Consider the following 18,444-nt stretch of genomic DNA (forward strand, 5'->3'; position numbering starts at 1 on the left):
ACTGCTATAAACAAGCAGTGCCTTTCTTTTGTTCAAGAGGACAAACAAGACAATAATCAAGACTCTCTGATTTTTTCTCAAGCTTATAATACATACAGCAGGTTTTCCGGTTGGATGTTTCAAGTAAGCCGTCGTCTAGGTTTAAACTGTGCTGAAATGGATTTTGCTGAGCTCTAAATACATCCCCAGCCGCCTGCTTTAGATACAGATAATCCTCCCGCACGCGCTGCTTCACCGCAGGTTCTTCCGCTTCCCGCATCATGCTTCGATAAAGAGAGTTGATTCGAACGGCTACATTTTCCCATAAAATACGATAAGAGAGTTTTGATGTGCGGTTCAGCACGTCTAAAAGAGGCGTGACACACTCCGTAAACAGCGCACGTACAACCTTCTCTCTCCATTCATGCCGATCTCCTTCTAGTGGAACAAATGAACACGCCGCCTCATCAACTTCAATTTTCCGATCCTCTCTAAATGCACATGCTGCTGGTGAAAACTGATAGACACCGTCATACAGCGTCATCAAATATAAAGAGGAACTGACGGCTAAATAGGCATACCGCTTTGAAAACATAGAAGCTGCTACCGCAAGATTGGGTGCATGCATCGCTTCCTTTTCAGCTTCTAATAAACGTATGACGGCTGCTTCTGAAAAAAGCGCAGCAAGTGTGCGATCAGATGTCATTGGTCCATTTGTGATGTGTACCCCGAAATCAAGTAATTCTCTCTCAACCCACTCTGGCCTCATATCAAAACCCCCATCTTCTATTTATCGATTGCGCTGTTGATATAACAAATAAATAAAGAACGGTGCACCAATAGCTGCCGTAAATACACCTGCTGGGACATCTAACGGTAGAAATGCGGTTCTAGCCACAAGATCAGCCAGCATCACAAGAATACTTCCAACAAGCGCAGATGCTGGGACAAGTGCTATGAATGAACGTCCAATGATCATCCGTGCAACGTGCGGCGCCATGAGTCCAACAAATTCAATGCCGCCTGCAAATGCGACTGCAACACCAGCCAATGTCACACTCATCAGGAGAAAGAATAATCGTTTCGCCTGCACTTTTACCCCGAGACCTGTTGCAAGATCATCTCCAAGTTCTTTTACATTCATCGTTCTTGCTAACACCATGACAATCGGTAAAATAATCATCACCCAAGGAAGCATCGCCGTGACGTCTTTCATCGTAGAACCATATAAGCTGCCCGTCAGCCAAATATATGACTTTGTCGTTGTCATCGTATCACTAAGAACAAGCGTAAACGTCACACATGCCTTCATAATGGCAGAAATTCCTATTCCCATTAGGACAAGTGTGATCGGTTTGACCCCTTTTTTCCATGACAGCAGATAGATCAGGCACGATACCGCAAAAGCACCTGCAATCGCCCATAAGGATTGATAAGCAATAGGCACAGTGCCCATCCAAAAGACGATGAACATAATCGCACCAAACGAAGCACCACTCGTAATCCCAATAATGTCAGGTGAGGCCAGCGGGTTGCGAATCAATCCTTGCAAAATAAGCCCTGATACCGCAAGGGAGGCTCCGACTAAGACAGCCAGCAGCGTTCGTGGAATCCTCAGCGTATTTAACACAAAGGAATTGCCCTCTCCCTGACCGATTAAATGAAGCAGCACATCCACCGGCTGAATGAACCGGCTTCCCATACTGAGACTGAGAATAAATAAACCAAAGGCAATGGCCGTCAATAAAAGTAAAATCAAAAACGTCCGCTTTGAAAATTGAAATGAAATGCGCCCGCCTTTAGAACGCACTGTATATGTTTTAGCCACCTGTCTTCAACCCCTTGCGCACGAGATAAACAAATAGAGGCGCTCCTGCTACCGCCGTCATGACACCAATCGGCACTTCCTGCGGCATGATCAGAAAACGAGCCGCCAGATCCGCGGCAAGTAAAAGCGACGCCCCCACAACGGCACAATACGGCAGTACCCAGCGGTGGTCAGGTCCGACAAGCTTTTTCACAATATGCGGCACAAGAAAACCAACAAAACCAATTGAACCGGCAACAGCGACCGAACCACCTGCTAAAAAGACGACGAGTACACCCATCGTGATTTTCAGCAGCAGTGTACGCTGGCCAAGTCCTTTGGCAATATCATCTCCTGACAAAAGAACATTAATAGAACGTCCTAGAAGCAGCGCCACAATCGTCGCACCTAAAATATAAGGCAAAACAGGGATTAACATATCAATGCTTCTTCCAGACACTGAACCCGCCATCCAGAACAAAATACTTTGAATCGACTGCTCATTCACGATTAAAAGACCTTGTGTAAAAGACGCAAACAGTGCAGATATCGCCGCTCCTGCAAGGACAATTTTGACCGGCGTCAATCCATCTCTTCCAATGGAACCCAATAGAAAAACGAGCATCCCTGCAATCGCTGCGCCTAGAAAGGCTGTCCACATATAGCTTGTTAACGACTCTGTTGAAAAGAAAACAATCGAAATCACGATAAAAAAGAGTCCACCTGCATTAATTCCTAATAAATCAGGCGCCGCAAGCGGATTTCTCGTCAATGCCTGCATGAGTGCACCTGAAATCGCCAGGCTAGATCCAACGACCGTTGCGATTAAAGCTCTTGATAATCTGGATGTCATGACAATGACACTGTTTGGATCCGATTCATCAAATTGAAGAAAAGCATGGATGGTGGCTTTGAGGGAAATTGAGGTTTGCCCAAGGGAAATACTGAGCATAAAAAAGACCAACATCAACAAAATGAATCCAGCAAAAAGCAGTGCCTTGCTTGAATCCTTTTTTAATAAACTTCTCATCTGATTCCCGCTTTCAATCTGTTATGGAAAAAAGGAGAAAATGGTATGTTCACATTTTCTCCTCTGTTATGACTTATTTATCAATTCCTAGACGATCATAAATATCATCAAGCATCATGTTTGCAGCGATAATACCGCCGCCCATGTTCCAAGTGATTTCATCTACTTTATGCACTTGTTTCGCTTTCACTGCGTCAAGCTGCTTCCATAAAGGATGACTCGTCCACTCTTTATATGCTTTCTCAACCGCCTTATCTTGATCATCCATGAAGTAATAGATCACATCTGCATCCATTTGCGGAATGCTCTCTTTGTCTGTCAGTGTAATAATGTCTTGCTTTTTATCTTTGACATTCTTAGGTCCTTTAAAGCCTAACTCTGTTAAAATCGACCCTGCGAAACCAGTTTGATAGATTCTAGCATGGTCTGCACGGAAGTTCACCACAGACACACTCATTGGCCAGTTTTTGATGTCTTTTTTCGCTTTTTCTTTGAAGTCAGCGACGCGGTCATCCCACTTCGTCAGCAATTCTTTTGATTTGTCTTCCTGATTTAACGCTTCACCCATCAACTTCACTGTATCTTTAAAGGTGAACACTGTTTCTGTTGCAACAGTTGGAGCGATTTCTTGCAGCTGATCAAAAATTTGCTCGTGGCGGATTTTTGATGCAATGATCAAATCAGGCTTAAGCTTTTCAATTTCCTCTAAGTTTGGCTGTGTTTCCTGCCCAACAATTTTAACATCCTTTAAGTCATCTCTTAAATATTTATACGTAGGTGCTTCAAGCCAAGATTCTACAACACCCACTGGTTTAATGCCCATAGCGACTGCTGCATCCGTTGCTCCTTGGTACAGCGTCACAATACGCTTTGGTTTATCCTTAATATTGTCAGTTGAACCGATAGCGCTTTCAACAGTCCTTGTTTTCTCTTTATTACCTGACTTGCCGTCACTGCTATTGCTGCCGCAAGCTGCAAGTAAAACGATGGAGAGCACAACTAATAGCGACCAAAAAGATTTCTTGAACATGTACCTCACCTATCCATTCTATATGTAGTCATATCGTTTGATAACGATTCTCATTATCACATTATGATTTTATCATAGAAAAGGATGGTGTCAATGTAAATTTTTAATTAAATGGGAGAGTATTGACTAGTTGTTCATACTAAATAGAAGGATTCCACATTTGGATCGTCCTGCCAATCTGTTTTCCCGCTTCTAATAAAATCGACAAATGGGTATGTCCTTCCAGCACTTGATAGACTGATTGTTTTTTGATTGATTCCTTCGGCAGCTCATGATAGGCGAGAAATGTCTCGACGTCATACAGCTCATCCTTGCTGCCTACAAACATGCCATACGGCCGATCCACCTTCGCAAATTGTTTTTTAGGTGCAGATGGGGTTAAGGCAAGAGATAGATTGACGGTGATAGCCGTCAATAGAAGCGGATCCTGCTCAACTGCCCATGCAGGATAATGAAAACGTACCGCTTCAGAATGACTCATCAGACTCCCTTTTGTCATCGCAGACAGAATGAATTTCCATACTTGAACGGTGGCAAAGGGAATTTGATCAGCCCTTGCAGTACCTGATTTATAGCCAAATTCAGGTGCGATGAAAAAGTAACCGTCCACTTCTCTTTTTTTTGGCCAAGACAAGTAGTTAAGCAGCAGGCCTGCTCCCGAAGAATGCCCACAAAGGTAGATGGCACCTTTATGATCCTGTTTAATGGCATCCACAACCTGCGACATATCTTTCCATACATCCGTGACACTAGGTGTATCCCCTTTTTTTCCTTGTGAATGGCCATGGCCTCTTAGATCAAGTAAAAATACATTTACGTGAAAATCATGTTGCAGTGTGTAAGCGATATGCTCATAACCAGCCAAACTATGAGCACCACCGCCATGAATCAAGATCACATTGGCCTGCGTGTTCTTTTCTGATAAAAATGGATAATACGCAAGGCTTGTACCATCATGTGATGAAATGAATTGTCTTTCTGGAATATGTACAGGGGCTGCCTGCTGCATACTTGTAAACGAGAATGCTTCTGTCTTGGTGTGTGTCAATTGATTTCGCTCCTTTAGCCAGAAATGAGAATGACTAAACCGAATTAGTCATCCTCCTCTGCATCCTATTCATTCATATCTTGCAGAGGGAAGGCCTTACTTTTTCTAAAGCATACCATAAGAACATGTCAATGAAGTCGGTGCTTTGTCAAACGCCTTTCATCATACTGTACATCTCTTTATGAATGAACAAAAGACGAACGTCCATCGTTCGTCTTCTTTCCTTACTTCACTTCCTCATGCTCTTGAGCAGCATCTCTTTTGCTCGCGATAAAGAGTGCACAGGTCATAGCAAGAATGGCCAGCGCCCACCAGAAGGTCGATACCGCCTCTTCATGATCAATGATAATTAAACGGATGACTGCTGTGATCCCTATATAAATAAAATAGCGAAGCGGAAAATGAAAGTTAGATTTAAAGTATTTAATAATTAAGGCAATAAACTCAAAGTACATAAAGAAGATCAGCAGTTCCCCAAGCATTCCATAATAGCTTTCTCCTTTATTGAACAGTGTCTTATAAACAAATTGGACAATGTACCATGTTTCACTGATTAAGAGAACACTTAAAGCGATGGCCAAAAAGAACAGACAGATATTGAGAAGGCCTTGTAAGAGATCAGGTATCTTTTGGAAGTTGTTGAATCGTTTCATTGAGTTGTCTCTCCATTCCAGTATATTCATTTGTTTTCTACATTTTGATGTTCCAAAATCGCAGCACGATGTAGTAAACATCGTTCCTTTCTATACTTTCAAACTGCCCGTGCATGCGGGACATCATTCGTTTGATGCTTCGTTCACCAAGTCCAGTACTTTCCTGCGTGTCATTTGTCTCGTTTATCGCATTGCTGATATGGATCTCAAAGATTTCTTGATCGGATAAAAACGTGAGGTTGATATCCTTTTTAGGATCTGCGTATTTCCTTAAATTGGACATCACATTATCAAATACTCGGCCAAGCAGCTCGACATTCACATTGATATAGCTGTCAGGCAGCTCTCCTAAAAGATGAACCTTAAAGTTCTCTTGATGCAGAATGGCCACTTGATCTGACAGGAGATCGTAAATCACCTCTTTGACTGCAACGGTCTCAAGCTCAGATTCATGTTCTTTATCCAGCAGAAAATAGGCAAACAGATTGTCAGACAGATTTTTTAATTGCAGTGCTTTCCCGTAGGCACTCGCTATATATTGATCTTTTTGGGTATCCGCTCCAGTCTCTTCTTTTTTCGCAAACTCCAGATTCATCATCAACGACGTCAGCGGTGTCCTCATATCATGGGACATTTCGGTGACCAAGCTGCGGCTCTCTTCTTGCAGGTCATCAATGGCTTGAAGCTTGTCCAAAAAGGCTTTTCGCAGATCCTCAATACTTTTGGCAATCATCGCTAATTCATCATGCCCTTTTACCGTCATCTCATAGTCCAGCTCTCCGCCTTCAAGAATGTGAATCTCTTGATGAATCGTTTGCAGGTAGCGCAGACTTTTGCGAATGCCAAGAAGAACTATGAGGAGAAATATAAGCGTCGCCCCGAGCAGCTCGAGTGTAAAGGCAAGATCGTGGTAACGAGATGAATAGAAACCATCCACCATGACGCGGCCATTACCGTCGCTAAACTGAACCCGATACGAATGATGCTTAGCGTACTGGGTCATCCTTTCTTTTCCGTACGCCGATTCATCGGCAGCGGAATAAATAGAGTCATATTGCAGCACTTGATCCTTGAAAATGGTCAAATTAATGTAATTCTCTTTTTTCACCCACTCACCAAACGCTTTTCGATCCGTTGAAGACAGCTCATTCTCAGACACGTAGCGGCTGAATTTTTGTATATACTTGGCTGACTCCTGCTCGTAATACTCGTCTGAACTCAAATATCCATCGATCAAATCATTGGTGATCTTTTGCAGTGTCAAAAAGACAATACCACTTACGATTGCAGCCGCCAAAATCAACAGTGCCAGCTTTTTGGCCAGTGTATATTTACGATGTGGATGTGCCAAATCGATATCCTCTTCCCCATTCAGTTTTGATATATTCAGGACGTGCAGGATCATCTTCAATTTTGGCACGAAGCTTTCGAATATGCACCATCACCGTATTATTGGAACAATAGAAATAGGGCTGCCCCCACACGCTTTCATAAATATTTTGAGCAGAAAATATTTTGTTTCGCCTGCTCATGAGCAGCTTTAACATCCGATATTCTAGATCAGACAGCTTAATTTGCTGGTTTTCTTTCCATACTTCATTAAATTCTTCACTTACCCTCAGCTTACCCCCAACTAGAAAAGTCTCTTCCTGCTCTTTCTTTTCCTGATAGACGGTATACCTGCGTAATTGTGCAATGACTCTAGCATGAAGCTCCTCTTCTGAGAAGGGCTTTGTCATATAATCATCCCCACCGGCAAGTAATCCTTCAGTTTTATCGAATGTACTCGACTTGGCTGTCAGAAATAGAATCGGAACGTTAGATGAGGATCTTATGTGCTGGCATGTTTCGATGCCTGAGAGCCCTGGCATCATCACATCTAAAATCACCAAATCGAGCGAATCATCCACAAGCTTCAATGCTTGCTCGCCATTCATCGCTCTTAGCACCTCATATCCTGCACGTGTAAGGGATTCCTGCAGAAGTTCACCAATATCCTGATCATCTTCTACGACTAATATTCGATGGGTCATGTCTCTCACCTCATGAAATGTGATGCTCTTTCTTTTATGTCTTTACTATATATCATCTAGCTATGTGAAAAGATACAGCATAAACCTTAACAGTTTATGAAGTTGAACATACGCCATCAATTTGTCACATTTATTTTCAAAAAATTGGATCTTCATAAATCGTTAAGAATTGGGCCGTATATTGATTCATAATAAGGATCAATGAATTGATCCGAATGACATTTATCATAACAAGAAAAGGGGCACGGATATGAATGCAAACAAAGTAGCACACGGACAACCGATGAGTCTGCGAGAAAGGGTTCATTTCTTGGACATCGTACGAGGATTCGCCTTAATGGGGATTATTCTAGTCAATTACTTTTTGATCGTGGATTCGGCCAAGGGATTTGACATGGAGTCAAATGATGTCTTTCACAATGTGGTGAATTGGTTTGCCTCGGGGAAATTCATTACACTGTTTTCCTTTCTATTCGGGGTTGGTTTTATGATTTTTATGGACCGAGCTGCTCAGAAGGTGGACAGCCCAACCAAGCTGTTTGCACGCAGGTTAACCATTCTCTTAGGATTTGGCCTTCTGCATCTGACCTTTGTTTGGATTGGTGACATTTTGGCCTATTATGCAGTCGCTGGCTTTTTATTGCTTTTCTTTTACAAACGAACAGCCAAAATCATCCTATACTGGCTGATCACACTCTTTGTGATTCAATTGCTCACACCTATTTTCACGATGCTGTTCAATACCATGAACACAGCATCAGGCAAGCAAGATTTTGCTGATTTCGAGCTGACCAGCCACAACAGCCTGACTTATTTAGCATCTATTGGTGATCGGTGGACAGATATGGTCACAATGGCTTCCAGTTCTTTTTCTACCGTCTATTCTATGTTCTTCATGTTTTTACTTGGTGTTTATTTTGTGAAAATGGAGTTTTTCAAAAACATGGAGGCGAAAAAAGCGATTTGGAATCGCATTTGGATCATTTGTACAATCGCGTTTCTCATCACACAAGGCAGTACGATCATTACAGCGGTCAATCCTTTTGAAAATACGCTCTGGATGAATATTGCCTCTGCCCTTGAACAAAACGGCGGATTAACTGGCAGTATGTTCTATATGAGTACACTTGCAATGCTGTTTCTGCACGTTCCTCAGCTGCGAGGTGCTTTGATGATCTTTACCAAAGTTGGACGGATGTCGTTGACCTGTTATTTGCTTCACTCCATCATTGGCACAATGCTATTTCTGAGATACGGAGCCGGACTTGCCAATCATCTTCAGCCAGCTGGCACGTTTATGATTGGGCTGGGGGTTTATGTCTTCCTAGTGCTCTTCAGTACGCTATGGTTAAAGCGGTTTAAATATGGCCCGATGGAGTTTATTTGGCGTCAGCTGACGTATGGGAAGGTCGATGATAAATCGAAAACAAGCACGATGCATGTGGCGAAGTAACTGACATCATAGTAGTTAAAAAGAGTGAGAAAAGGCGAACTTTAATGGTTCGCCTTTTCTGTAGTATATTAGTTTTTTGTGATTTAATACTGGTCAATCACTTCTCGCAATTGATTCAAATAACTTTCTTTCAATTCATCTGGGTATTCAATTTTCACATGTTTCCCGAATGACATCAAATAGTGTGTCATATATGATAATTCTTCTTGATTGTACCCACCCACAATATAAGGAATATGATCAACGATCTCCAATTTCATATTCGGGTAATGATGCTTCAAAAACTTTTCTTTTCCTTGTTCCGTTAATCGACATTTAAAAGAGATATCATGATAAGTTTTTTCGTACGCGAGTTGCAGTTCTTTTAATTCTTCCTTCGTAAATGTATCTCTGATTTCTTCTTCAATCACCATGTCCTTCATAAAGTCACATCTATAGATGCCCCACTTTTTATTTTGAACATCATATGATTGAGAAAACCAAATTCCATTTCGATAAAACAACTCAAGAAATTGCAGCCTGATCCTTTTATTTTCATATTGAGTGTACGTCATCTTCACGATTTGATCTTCCATCATCGCCTGTAAAATCAATTCCAAATGATTTTGTTCACTAACTGGTGCGACATTATAGTAATGAATCACATCCAAAGTCTCCGTAATCATTTGCTTTCTCTCATCAGACATTGTGGCAAACAGCTTTTGGCGAATTTGTGAGTAGGATTTTTTAAATGGTGTTGCTGACACCAGGTCTAGCGCTTTAAGAGCGAAAAAAATAGCTTGGACTTCTTCTATATTGAAATAAATAGGAACCAATGGAGATTGATTAACCAATCGATATCCTCCGTGTCTGCCATTTTCAACGTAAAAAGCTAAGCCCATTGACTCTAGCTCTTCTATATCCCTTAAAGCCGTCCTTTTAGAAATGCCAAATTCGGATTGTAAATCCTTTAACTGAAAAGAGTGTTTATCACTTAAAAAAATAAGTTCTTGGTTTAATCGTTCTGATTTTTTCATTTGTATTCCCTCTTAAAAAGGTGACTTATTTTGTCACCTTTATCATTTATACTCAGCTTATCAAAAGAAAAGGAGCATGTACATGCAAACATTAATCATTAACGCACACCCAGATTTCACTCATCGAGAAAGTTATTCAAACAAACTGCAAACACTATTTTTAGAACAGTTTAAAGAAAGGTTTCCTCATGAAGAACCAACCATTTTGCATTTATATGGAACTGAAATTCCTCGTATCGAAAAAGAACAGCTGCTAGGTATTTGGGATAAGCAAGCATCCGAACAAACATTAACGGCTACCGAAGAAAAAATCGCCGCTGCGTCATCTGCTTTATTGGCTCAATTCAAAGCACATCATCGAATTGTGATCGTGTCACCTGTTCATAATTTCAATGTGACTTCACGAATGAAAGATTATATAGATAATGTCTTTATTGCGAGAGAAACGTTCAAATATACAGAAAATGGTTCTGTTGGTCTGATGACTAACGATTATCGTGTACTTTTGCTTCAAGCAAGCGGCTCAATTTTCACAAATAACGATCGATATACACCTCTGGAATTTTCGCATCATTACCTAAAAGAAATATTCCAAAACTTGATGGGCTTTCAACAATTTCATATTGTCCGAGCACAAGGAACAGCCATTTTAGAGCAAGATGCGATCTTACAATCTGCATCTGATGATATGACGAAAACCTTAGAGGAGTTTTATGCACCTAGTTAACTTCTATTTAATCAAAAAGACCCAAAACGAAAAATCGTGCATTTTTTGATAAAAATCACCTTTTTCGTTTTAGGGTGCTATAAAATCTTTCAGTTGATGTACATCGGCGAGACCCCAAGCACTGCGACTTCATTTCAATTACGACATACTTTATTTATCCCACATTCTCAACTGCTAGTAAGACTATTTTTTATAACCAATACTGCCGTTTCACGCGGATGGCTAAGAGGAAAATGATGGCCATACGGAACTAAATCAACCTTACCAAGATGCGATGGAGCAGAATAGCCTTTGTCATACTCCCCCCAAATCATGTGAAGATTATGCTTTGTTGCTTCATTGAAATCACCGTGATCGTTTTTCAATAGTAAATGGCTAAGCTGAACCGTCGTATTTAAAATTCTAGGAGAAGTAAAGCTGTTTCTGATTTTTTCAATATAATGTTCCGGGATGCTCTCCGTGCTTTCAAACAAACCGTTACTTAATAAATAACGCTCTATCATTTTAGAAGTTGCTAATTTTAATGTCCATTTGTTCATCCATTGTGGAACATTTAGCGATTTAGCATTTTCTTTAGCAACAGGCGGCTGAAGTAAAGTGATTGAATACTTCTTATCTATGTACCCTTGTCCCAATGCTTCCAGTAAGATAAACGCACCGAATGAATGACCAATGAGATGTGCACCATTTGTCGCTTTCTCCAATAACTTTTTCACTACATTTAAATAGATATCTAGAAGATGTTTCTCTCGTTTAAAAGGGGAACGCCCTAAACCAGGAAGATCCAAGATCCATATAGGCTGACCCGTTTTTTCATGAAGCTCTTCTGCTAAAGGGAATAAATCCTCTCCATCACTCAATAAACCATGTAATAAAATAAACGGTTTCCCCTCTCCGTGTAATTGGTAAACCGTAGTGTTATCGCATAATGTTCGCTCAAATAAATGATGCTGCTCACCATGTTGATCCATCATTCGATAATCCAGATCAGCTACTACGGCAGGTAAAAATTTCATGACGCTCGTCTTCTTAAACCAATTCCCTCCCATTATGTTTTTCACTGAAGCATTTGAAAATGTTCGTTTAGTCATAAAATTGAGCCCATCAGAAGGAATGTTTGTTATTTTACTTACTCCACTTTTCATCATTGCTTTCATAAACGGCATTGGGACAGAGATTTTTGGTGCTCTCATATTCATACTTTCTGACATCACACTTAATAATTCAGCAATGTTCGGATCGTTCTCTTTGTCGTCAACAAGTGTATATGTTTGAATAGTGGGCTGTTCGATCCTGAGAACCTGCACAATAAATTTTGCAAACTCATCGTTTGAAATCAGTGGCAGTCTATATCTTTTACCTCCAGGAATCACCGGCATGAGTCCTCTTCGTATACTTGTCACAAGCAAACCTAATCCTGCTATCTGCTCTGTACTCCCTGTTTTACTACTGCCGACGACAGTTGGCGGATTAATGACAGACAGCGGATAACCTAGTGCTGTTGCCTGTTGACGGATATAAAGGTCTGCTAAAAATTTTGTTCTCTCATATGGATTTTTGATTTTCAAATAATTGTTTCCTTCTTTAAACACATCAATGACAATCTTGCTATTCTCATCATCAAAGGGACTCATATAACCGACAACATGAATAAATTGCTGCAAGCCCTTCAATTGATGAATATTTTTAGCTAATTCACCAATATATTTGGCGCCATTTAAAAAGACAGAAGCTGCCTCGTTACTTGTCGCTTGAATATCCATGGGGCCTCCTGCGTGAATCAGCACATCCGTTTTCAACACCATCTCCATATCTTTAGCACTTAGACCTAAATCTATTTTCGTCAAATCACCTTCAATAAAGTGCATCACTTCCTGTTTTAAGATGCCCCTTTCTTGAAAAATGCGTGTCGCTTTACTTTTCGACCTCACTAAAAGAAGAATGTTCACATCCTCTTTGGCTAATTCTTCGACTAATTGCTTTCCAATAAAGCCTGTTCCACCTGTTAAAAATACTGTTTTCATATAAAGTCTCCCTTTTAGTACTAATTAGTACTAATTTGATGTAAAAAAAATGCTTCTTTATCGAAGCAAGTTAAATAAATGATCTGCTGTTTTTGTAATGACAGTGGCATCCTTCAATGTTTCTGAAATAAATAACGCTCCTTCAAGATTTGTAATAAAAAGTGACGCCACCTCATCAATATGAATCGTATTTCTGAATTCTCCATTCTCTACCCCTTGTTTCAGCAATAGAGAAACTTTCTTTTGTAATCCTGTGAAAAAAAGACCTATTTTTTCTTTTATTTGCGTGGCCTGTGCAGGACTTTGAATATAAAGAGTAATAAATGGACAGCCGCCCTTATACTCTCTCGACTGAACTCCTTCTGATAATTGCTTTAAAAACAATTGGATACGATCTTCAACTGAAAATTGGGTCTGAGACATTACGTCGTCTATTGCAGCTTGATACATGTCAATCCAATAATCAACGACCCCTGCTAATAATTCCTCCTTATTAGAAAAGTGATAATACACATTCGACTTTGATACTTTGCTTACACGAACTAATTCATCCATACTTGTATAAGCAAACCCTTTTTCCAAAAATAATGTTGCAGCTACTTCAAGCACACGTTTTTGATTCATTAATTTTACCTTTGTCATAATTAGAACTATACAGTACTAATTTAAATGTTGCAAGTATTTATTTTGAATAGTGTAATAGGTTGGACTCAAACTTTTTTCAAATCCAACCTATTAGCTCAGCCCTGCCTTTTCGCTATTTTACACATGCAATTACTTCTACTTCTACTAAAACTCCTTTGGGTAACTGCTTTGCAGCAACACAAGAACGGGCAGGATTAGATACAAAATAATTCCCATAAATTTCGTTGAATTCCGCAAAGTTCGCCATATCAGTTAGAAAACAAGTTGTTTTAACGACTTCTTCTAAAGAAGAATTTGCAGCTTCAAGTACTGCACCTACATTTTTCAAGACTTGTTTAGTTTGTGCATTGATTTCCTTTCCCACAACTTCCCCAGTCAATGGATCTAAAGGAATTTGCCCCGATAGATAAGCCATTCCGTTTACCACCTTTGCTTGGGAGTAAGGTCCAATTGCTGCAGGAGCCTGTTCTGTACTAATTGTTTTCATAAGTAAAACCACCATTCTATTAGTATGACTATTCCGAAAACAATCAATATTCTGAAATATTAATTGTTTATAGAATATAGTTTTTATGACTATATTTTATCTAATGAAATATAGTTTAGTCAATGTATATTATTTTATTTGTTGGTATTTTTTATTGAATAATATTTTTTAGTCAGATCAATTATTTGTTAAGAGTTTGCTACATCTTTAAGTATTACATTCGGATCGTTTTTTAAACGCTCTGAAACATCTACATATTTTTCATCAGGGTAAATTTTTAGCATTTTAAATTTTGTAATTGCAAAGATCATGATAATTATAGGTGTAATATACACGATCACAAGATATGGAATGAACTCTCCCGCTGAAACTCCAAGAACTGATGCGGCGAAAACGGTATTAACATTCCATGGGAAAAATAATGCACCATATGTTCCGCCCGCCTCGACATCTCTGCAACACACTAATAATTTGAGGTTATATTTTTTGTATACCGGAGACATTAAAGTTCCTGTCATGACAATAGCAAAGTTCTGGCTTAACGCTATTGCGTTTCCAAGGAATCCCATGAAAAGATTTAAAAATGTGAGACCTACAGTTGTACGTACACGTTTTACCATTGCCTCTGCAAGCTTCTCTAATACCTTAATGTGTTCCAACATCCCGGAAACTGCGAAACCGAACAAGGTGATTCCTGCCAATGACCACATGCTTTCAATGCCTCCGCGATTTAAGAGAGTTTCCATCACTTGGCTTTGAGTTTGAAAACTATATCCACTATAAAATGTATTAAATGCACGAGCCACTGGAACACCCTGATAAAAAATAGCAATAAAAATTGCTGAGACTGAACCTGATAATATCGAAATCAAAGCAGGCTGCTTTTTAGCCAGGAAAATACCTGTGACCACTAATGGAATAAGCGTAGGAAGTCCAAGGTGGAAGTTAGTTTGTATCCCTTCTACCATCTCCTTTGTAGTAGATGAATTTATGCTTCCCCCATACTTGAAACCGATTACAAGAAAGAAAATAACGGAAATAAGATATGCTGGGACTTGATCATACAACGCAAATTTAATATATTTAAAAATATTTACTCCTGTAGTTGCAGAAGCAAGAACTGTCGTATCCGCCATTGGAGACAATCTATTTCCAAAAAAAGCTCCACAAATCACAGCACCAGCAGTGATTGCCGGTGGAACCCCAAGACCTCCACCAATACCCATCATTGCAATTCCAACTGTCCCAATTGTTCCAGCAGCAGATCCAGTAAACAAAGAAAGGGCAGAAGCTAATAGCAATGTTGTAACAAGGAAAAAATTAGGGTTAATAAATTGAATCCCGTAATAGATAACTGCCGGAGTTGTACCAGCGGCAATCCACGTTCCTATAAGTGATCCAGCTGCAAGCAAAATAAATACAGCAGGAAGAGATTTTTGTACAAAATTAAAAGAAGCCTTCATCAGATCATTGCTATTGTATCCAAAAAATGTTCCAATTGGGATCAGGAATAGCCAACAAATAAAAAACATGGATCCCATATCGCCATTAAACACGACCTTTTGTACAGCAATAGCTGCACTGAGTAATAAGAATATTAAAAGAGCCACACCGGCAGAAATCTCGCGTTTTTTATTTTGATTTTTGTTTTCTTCCATATAAAGTTGACACCCACCTTTTATTTAATTTAATGATTATCCCTTTTACTTAGAATGATATATTTCAAGAATAAATGTTTAGCAATAATGGATACTACTAATTGTTCTTGAAAGGGAGTTTAGTATTTTCAGCTACCAACAAATGATCCTCATTTCTTTCCAAAAAAAGTTCTCAACAGAAGGAGCTTGTCATGATCACCTCTTTTCATTGAAGTGGTCTAGCGGCTATTGCCTGTGAAAAGTGTGGCCACGATTGGTCTTTTGTGAAAAAATTGAATTCACTTATAAAATCGCTTGTCTTAAGCATCATAAAATTAGACAAGCGATTTTTCATTTTAAATACTACATAATATCATTTCAAAGCGATACACCATACTTTTTCTGCAATAGTTTGCCGAACTCTTCCATGGTTGCTTCACACTCAGGTACTTCACCCACATATTTAGAAGTAATTGTCGTATCTTTTACCCCGCTTGCTGTTATCAGCATCACAACTTTCTCCCCTCTCTTTATTTGTCCAGATGCAAGTAAATTCTTTACACCAACCAAAGTTGTCGCAGACGCAGATTCGCAGTAAAGACCTTCCTTTTGGGCAAGCTCTAACTGAGCTGAAGAAATTTGTTCATTATTATTCATAACAGCTGTTAATCCATTGTAATTGCGCACGGTATAAAGAGAATGATAAGTTCCATAAACAGTTGACATAGATGATGCAATACTTCCCCATGATTCAGTAGGATGAATGATTTTAGAATTTTCCTTTACCGCATTATGGACTGGGCCATAATCTTCTACAGCAACCATCTGTGGTAATTTTTCAATAAATCCCATGTTCTTTAATTCTTCAAAACCTTTATTTATACCGAATAATGCATCTCCAAAACAAATAGGCACTACAATTTTATCTGGTAGCTCTTCCATCTCAAGAAAGAGTTCATAAGCAATAATTTTGTAACCTTCAATAGCCCAAGGATTACTACCTACGATTGGAACTGTATAATTAGTTGCAGGGTACCATCCAAACTTATCAACACATTCTTTTAAGATGTTCCATCGTTCTGAAGTAGTTTTTACTCCAATTACACAAGCTCCATATGCCTGCATAAAAGTTTCCAACGTCTTATTAACACCTTTTACAGTTAAAACAATGCATGGCATACCTGCTTTTGCTGCATAAGCTGCGCCAGATGCTCCGTTATTGCCAGTAGATGCATAAATTACTCCTGGCGCCTTATGTTCAAGTGCTTTATTAATAAGAATCGCATTTAGACGATCCTTATGTCCCCAGGTTGGATTTCTTGTTTCATCTTTCGCATATAACTTGATATTCAATTCGTTGCTGATTGAATTCAAGTATGTAAGAGGTGTATTGCCTTCATTTAAGGTAATTAAATTTGTGCCGCTCTTAAATGGTAATACTGGAAGATATTTTTGAATTCCTTTACCTGAAAAAATATGATTAAATTCCTCCATTGTTCCATTTGTTTTGGGTAACTCATAAATAGGTGTTATATTAGAGACAAAAGAGTCAGTTTTGCAGAATGGGCATCCATCAAATATGGATTCATCCTCGAATACGTGCCCACACTTCAAACATTTTGATTTTCCTGTATACATATAAATTCCTCCTTGATATTTCTTACATCTACTTTCAAGCAATTGCCTCTATTTCTATATGTGCTCCCTTCGGAATTGCTTCTACCTGAACTCAAAATCGTGCTTCATTTACTTCCACAAAATCCTTTAAATCTGCTACAAAATAGTGGTTTTTACGTTCTTATTTATCTCCGTTTAGGCTTCTTTTAAAATAACTGAAATATTGTCCATGTATCGCCTTATCAAATTCCCAATATTACCATACGATAAATCCCGCGTTGTTGGATTTATATGGTCCAATTGCTGCAGAAGCCTGTTCTATACTAAGAGTTTTTATGATTATAACCACCCTTCCATTAGCGTTATTATTCAGAAAACAACTAATTTTCTGAAATATGAACTGTTAATGGGATAAGTTTTTATAACTATATTTTATTGCTGAAATATTGTTCTGTCAATGTATTTTATTTTACTTAAAGGCATTTTTTTTATTGAATAATATTTTTTTTAGTCTTTTCATAAAAATGAACTCTAGATTGTCAAAATCTAGAGTTCATTTCTTAAATTCGATTTAAAGCGTAACTATTTTTGCTTTGAGTCAGATGAATTAATTGCTCTTAAATGCATATATACTGTATTTTTCGAAATACCTAGAATATTTGCAATTTTAACTACGGCGTCTTTGAATTGGAAAATACCTTGATGATAAAGCATTGTAACAATTACTTTATTTTTCAATAAATGTGAAACACTTTCATCCATTTCAACCTCTTTCTGCACCTGACTCACTGCTTGGGAGATCAATTCTTCTACATTTTCTACAAATGTCTCTGATGCATATGTTTCTGCCGAGTCGCTGGAGTTACTTAAGTTTGAAATTAGCTCTGACAGTGGTGTATTTAAATAAAAGTTGATACATAAAAGCCCAATATTTTTATTATTATCACCTTTTATAAGAATAGTTGTTGCTTTTAGTGGCTCGCCTTTTTTATTTTTAACATTATATGAGATGTATCCTTTTTCGCCATCTCGTTGTAATTTTGAAAGCATGGATAATGCCAAATCTGTTACAGGAGCTCCTATTTGTCTGCCTGTATGATGTCCATTTATTATTTTAACAACAGATTCATTAAGATTTTCAAGACTGTGCAAGACAAATTCATAACCGCTGCCCAAATAATTTGCTAAACCTTCAATCATCATTTTGTATGATTCTAAAATAGCTCTATCATTTTCTGTAAAGGTAACATTCATTTCT

At 38.8% G+C, this 18,444-nt stretch carries 17 protein-coding genes; 2 read left to right on the top strand and 15 right to left on the bottom strand.

Annotated elements, in window-relative coordinates:
* Window positions 1-4: 4 nt before the first annotated feature.
* The 8 genes from NSQ72_RS14745 to NSQ72_RS14780 all read right to left on the bottom strand — a co-directional run bounded on the left by NSQ72_RS14745 (window position 5) and on the right by NSQ72_RS14780 (window position 7,580).
* A complete protein-coding gene (locus NSQ72_RS14745; RefSeq protein ID WP_341084403.1) occupies window positions 5-748 on the bottom strand; it encodes an IucA/IucC family C-terminal-domain containing protein in 744 nt (247 codons plus the stop codon).
* A 21-nt stretch (window positions 749-769) separates the two neighbouring features.
* Window positions 770-1,807, bottom strand: a complete 1,038-nt coding sequence (locus NSQ72_RS14750; RefSeq protein WP_039181233.1) for a FecCD family ABC transporter permease — start codon at window positions 1,805-1,807, stop codon at window positions 770-772.
* Window positions 1,800-2,816, bottom strand: a complete 1,017-nt coding sequence (locus NSQ72_RS14755; protein WP_064498075.1) for a FecCD family ABC transporter permease — start codon at window positions 2,814-2,816, stop codon at window positions 1,800-1,802. The genes NSQ72_RS14750 and NSQ72_RS14755 overlap by 8 nt, the downstream gene beginning before the upstream one ends.
* 73 nt (window positions 2,817-2,889) lie before the next feature.
* Window positions 2,890-3,846, bottom strand: coding sequence for an ABC transporter substrate-binding protein (locus NSQ72_RS14760; protein ID WP_039181238.1), 957 nt, complete (start codon window positions 3,844-3,846; stop codon window positions 2,890-2,892).
* 139 nt (window positions 3,847-3,985) lie between these two features.
* Window positions 3,986-4,894 (bottom strand): alpha/beta hydrolase, encoded by a 909-nt coding sequence (locus NSQ72_RS14765; protein WP_341084407.1) that lies wholly within the window; start codon window positions 4,892-4,894, stop codon window positions 3,986-3,988.
* A gap of 224 nt (window positions 4,895-5,118) precedes the next feature.
* Window positions 5,119-5,547, bottom strand: a complete 429-nt coding sequence (gene psiE / locus NSQ72_RS14770) for a phosphate-starvation-inducible protein PsiE (protein ID WP_039181241.1) — start codon at window positions 5,545-5,547, stop codon at window positions 5,119-5,121.
* Between the two features lie 37 nt (window positions 5,548-5,584).
* On the bottom strand, window positions 5,585-6,898 hold the full coding sequence (locus tag NSQ72_RS14775) for a HAMP domain-containing sensor histidine kinase (RefSeq protein WP_341084409.1): 1,314 nt from the start codon (window positions 6,896-6,898) through the stop codon (window positions 5,585-5,587).
* Complete coding sequence (locus NSQ72_RS14780; RefSeq protein WP_341084411.1) at window positions 6,879-7,580, bottom strand: response regulator transcription factor; 702 nt, start codon at window positions 7,578-7,580, stop codon at window positions 6,879-6,881. The genes NSQ72_RS14775 and NSQ72_RS14780 overlap by 20 nt, the downstream gene beginning before the upstream one ends.
* A gap of 250 nt (window positions 7,581-7,830) precedes the next feature.
* On the opposite strand from NSQ72_RS14780, the gene NSQ72_RS14785 reads away from it, so the two are divergent.
* Window positions 7,831-9,033, top strand: a complete 1,203-nt coding sequence (locus NSQ72_RS14785) for a DUF418 domain-containing protein (protein ID WP_341084412.1) — start codon at window positions 7,831-7,833, stop codon at window positions 9,031-9,033.
* An 83-nt stretch (window positions 9,034-9,116) separates the two neighbouring features.
* Here NSQ72_RS14785 and NSQ72_RS14790 read toward each other — a convergent pair whose 3' ends face one another.
* The gene (locus tag NSQ72_RS14790; RefSeq protein ID WP_247543708.1) at window positions 9,117-10,049 is read right to left on the bottom strand and encodes a helix-turn-helix transcriptional regulator; all 933 of its coding nucleotides are present in this window, start codon (window positions 10,047-10,049) and stop codon (window positions 9,117-9,119) included.
* Window positions 10,050-10,131: 82 nt separating this feature from the next.
* Between NSQ72_RS14790 and NSQ72_RS14795 the strand changes: the two genes are divergently transcribed.
* Complete coding sequence (locus tag NSQ72_RS14795; RefSeq protein ID WP_247543711.1) at window positions 10,132-10,776, top strand: FMN-dependent NADH-azoreductase; 645 nt, start codon at window positions 10,132-10,134, stop codon at window positions 10,774-10,776.
* 167 nt (window positions 10,777-10,943) lie between these two features.
* Here the strand turns inward: NSQ72_RS14795 and NSQ72_RS14800 are convergent, their stop codons facing one another.
* The 6 genes from NSQ72_RS14800 to NSQ72_RS14825 form a co-directional block, all read right to left on the bottom strand.
* Window positions 10,944-12,800 (bottom strand): alpha/beta fold hydrolase, encoded by a 1,857-nt coding sequence (locus tag NSQ72_RS14800; RefSeq protein WP_341084416.1) that lies wholly within the window; start codon window positions 12,798-12,800, stop codon window positions 10,944-10,946.
* 57 nt (window positions 12,801-12,857) lie between these two features.
* Window positions 12,858-13,424: a TetR/AcrR family transcriptional regulator gene (locus NSQ72_RS14805; RefSeq protein ID WP_341084417.1), complete on the bottom strand. Its 567-nt coding sequence runs from the start codon at window positions 13,422-13,424 to the stop codon at window positions 12,858-12,860.
* Between the two features lie 133 nt (window positions 13,425-13,557).
* A complete protein-coding gene (locus NSQ72_RS14810) occupies window positions 13,558-13,932 on the bottom strand; it encodes a RidA family protein (protein WP_341084420.1) in 375 nt (124 codons plus the stop codon).
* A gap of 188 nt (window positions 13,933-14,120) precedes the next feature.
* Window positions 14,121-15,590 (bottom strand): Na+/H+ antiporter NhaC family protein, encoded by a 1,470-nt coding sequence (locus NSQ72_RS14815; protein WP_341084421.1) that lies wholly within the window; start codon window positions 15,588-15,590, stop codon window positions 14,121-14,123.
* Window positions 15,591-15,947: 357 nt separating this feature from the next.
* Entirely contained in the window at window positions 15,948-17,207 is a 1,260-nt protein-coding gene (locus tag NSQ72_RS14820; protein WP_341084423.1) for a threonine synthase, read from the bottom strand.
* 561 nt (window positions 17,208-17,768) lie between these two features.
* Window positions 17,769-18,440 carry a helix-turn-helix transcriptional regulator gene (locus NSQ72_RS14825; RefSeq protein ID WP_341085037.1) on the bottom strand — a complete coding sequence of 224 codons (672 nt, stop codon included), beginning with the start codon at window positions 18,438-18,440 and terminating at the stop codon, window positions 17,769-17,771.
* Window positions 18,441-18,444: the final 4 nt, after the last annotated feature.

Source organism: Bacillus sp. FSL R5-0659 (assembly GCF_038008785.1).
GTDB classification, from domain to species: domain Bacteria; phylum Bacillota; class Bacilli; order Bacillales; family Bacillaceae; genus Bacillus; species Bacillus safensis.

Excerpts from the sequence above, each read along its gene's own strand:
- NSQ72_RS14815 (WP_341084421.1), bottom strand. The coding sequence starts at position 15,590 with ATGGAAGAAAACAAAAATCAAAATAAAAAACGCGAGATTTCTGCCGGT.
- NSQ72_RS14790 (WP_247543708.1), bottom strand. The coding sequence starts at position 10,049 with ATGAAAAAATCAGAACGATTAAACCAAGAACTTATTTTTTTAAGTGAT.
- psiE (WP_039181241.1), bottom strand. The coding sequence starts at position 5,547 with ATGAAACGATTCAACAACTTCCAAAAGATACCTGATCTCTTACAAGGC.
- NSQ72_RS14825 (WP_341085037.1), bottom strand. The coding sequence starts at position 18,440 with ATGAATGTTACCTTTACAGAAAATGATAGAGCTATTTTAGAATCATAC.
- NSQ72_RS14810 (WP_341084420.1), bottom strand. The coding sequence starts at position 13,932 with ATGAAAACAATTAGTACAGAACAGGCTCCTGCAGCAATTGGACCTTAC.
- NSQ72_RS14820 (WP_341084423.1), bottom strand. The coding sequence starts at position 17,207 with ATGTATACAGGAAAATCAAAATGTTTGAAGTGTGGGCACGTATTCGAG.
- NSQ72_RS14805 (WP_341084417.1), bottom strand. The coding sequence starts at position 13,424 with ATGAATCAAAAACGTGTGCTTGAAGTAGCTGCAACATTATTTTTGGAA.
- NSQ72_RS14795 (WP_247543711.1), top strand. The coding sequence starts at position 10,132 with ATGCAAACATTAATCATTAACGCACACCCAGATTTCACTCATCGAGAA.
- NSQ72_RS14755 (WP_064498075.1), bottom strand. The coding sequence starts at position 2,816 with ATGAGAAGTTTATTAAAAAAGGATTCAAGCAAGGCACTGCTTTTTGCT.
- NSQ72_RS14785 (WP_341084412.1), top strand. The coding sequence starts at position 7,831 with ATGAATGCAAACAAAGTAGCACACGGACAACCGATGAGTCTGCGAGAA.
- NSQ72_RS14800 (WP_341084416.1), bottom strand. The coding sequence starts at position 12,800 with ATGAAAACAGTATTTTTAACAGGTGGAACAGGCTTTATTGGAAAGCAA.
- NSQ72_RS14745 (WP_341084403.1), bottom strand. The coding sequence starts at position 748 with ATGAGGCCAGAGTGGGTTGAGAGAGAATTACTTGATTTCGGGGTACAC.
- NSQ72_RS14780 (WP_341084411.1), bottom strand. The coding sequence starts at position 7,580 with ATGACCCATCGAATATTAGTCGTAGAAGATGATCAGGATATTGGTGAA.
- NSQ72_RS14760 (WP_039181238.1), bottom strand. The coding sequence starts at position 3,846 with ATGTTCAAGAAATCTTTTTGGTCGCTATTAGTTGTGCTCTCCATCGTT.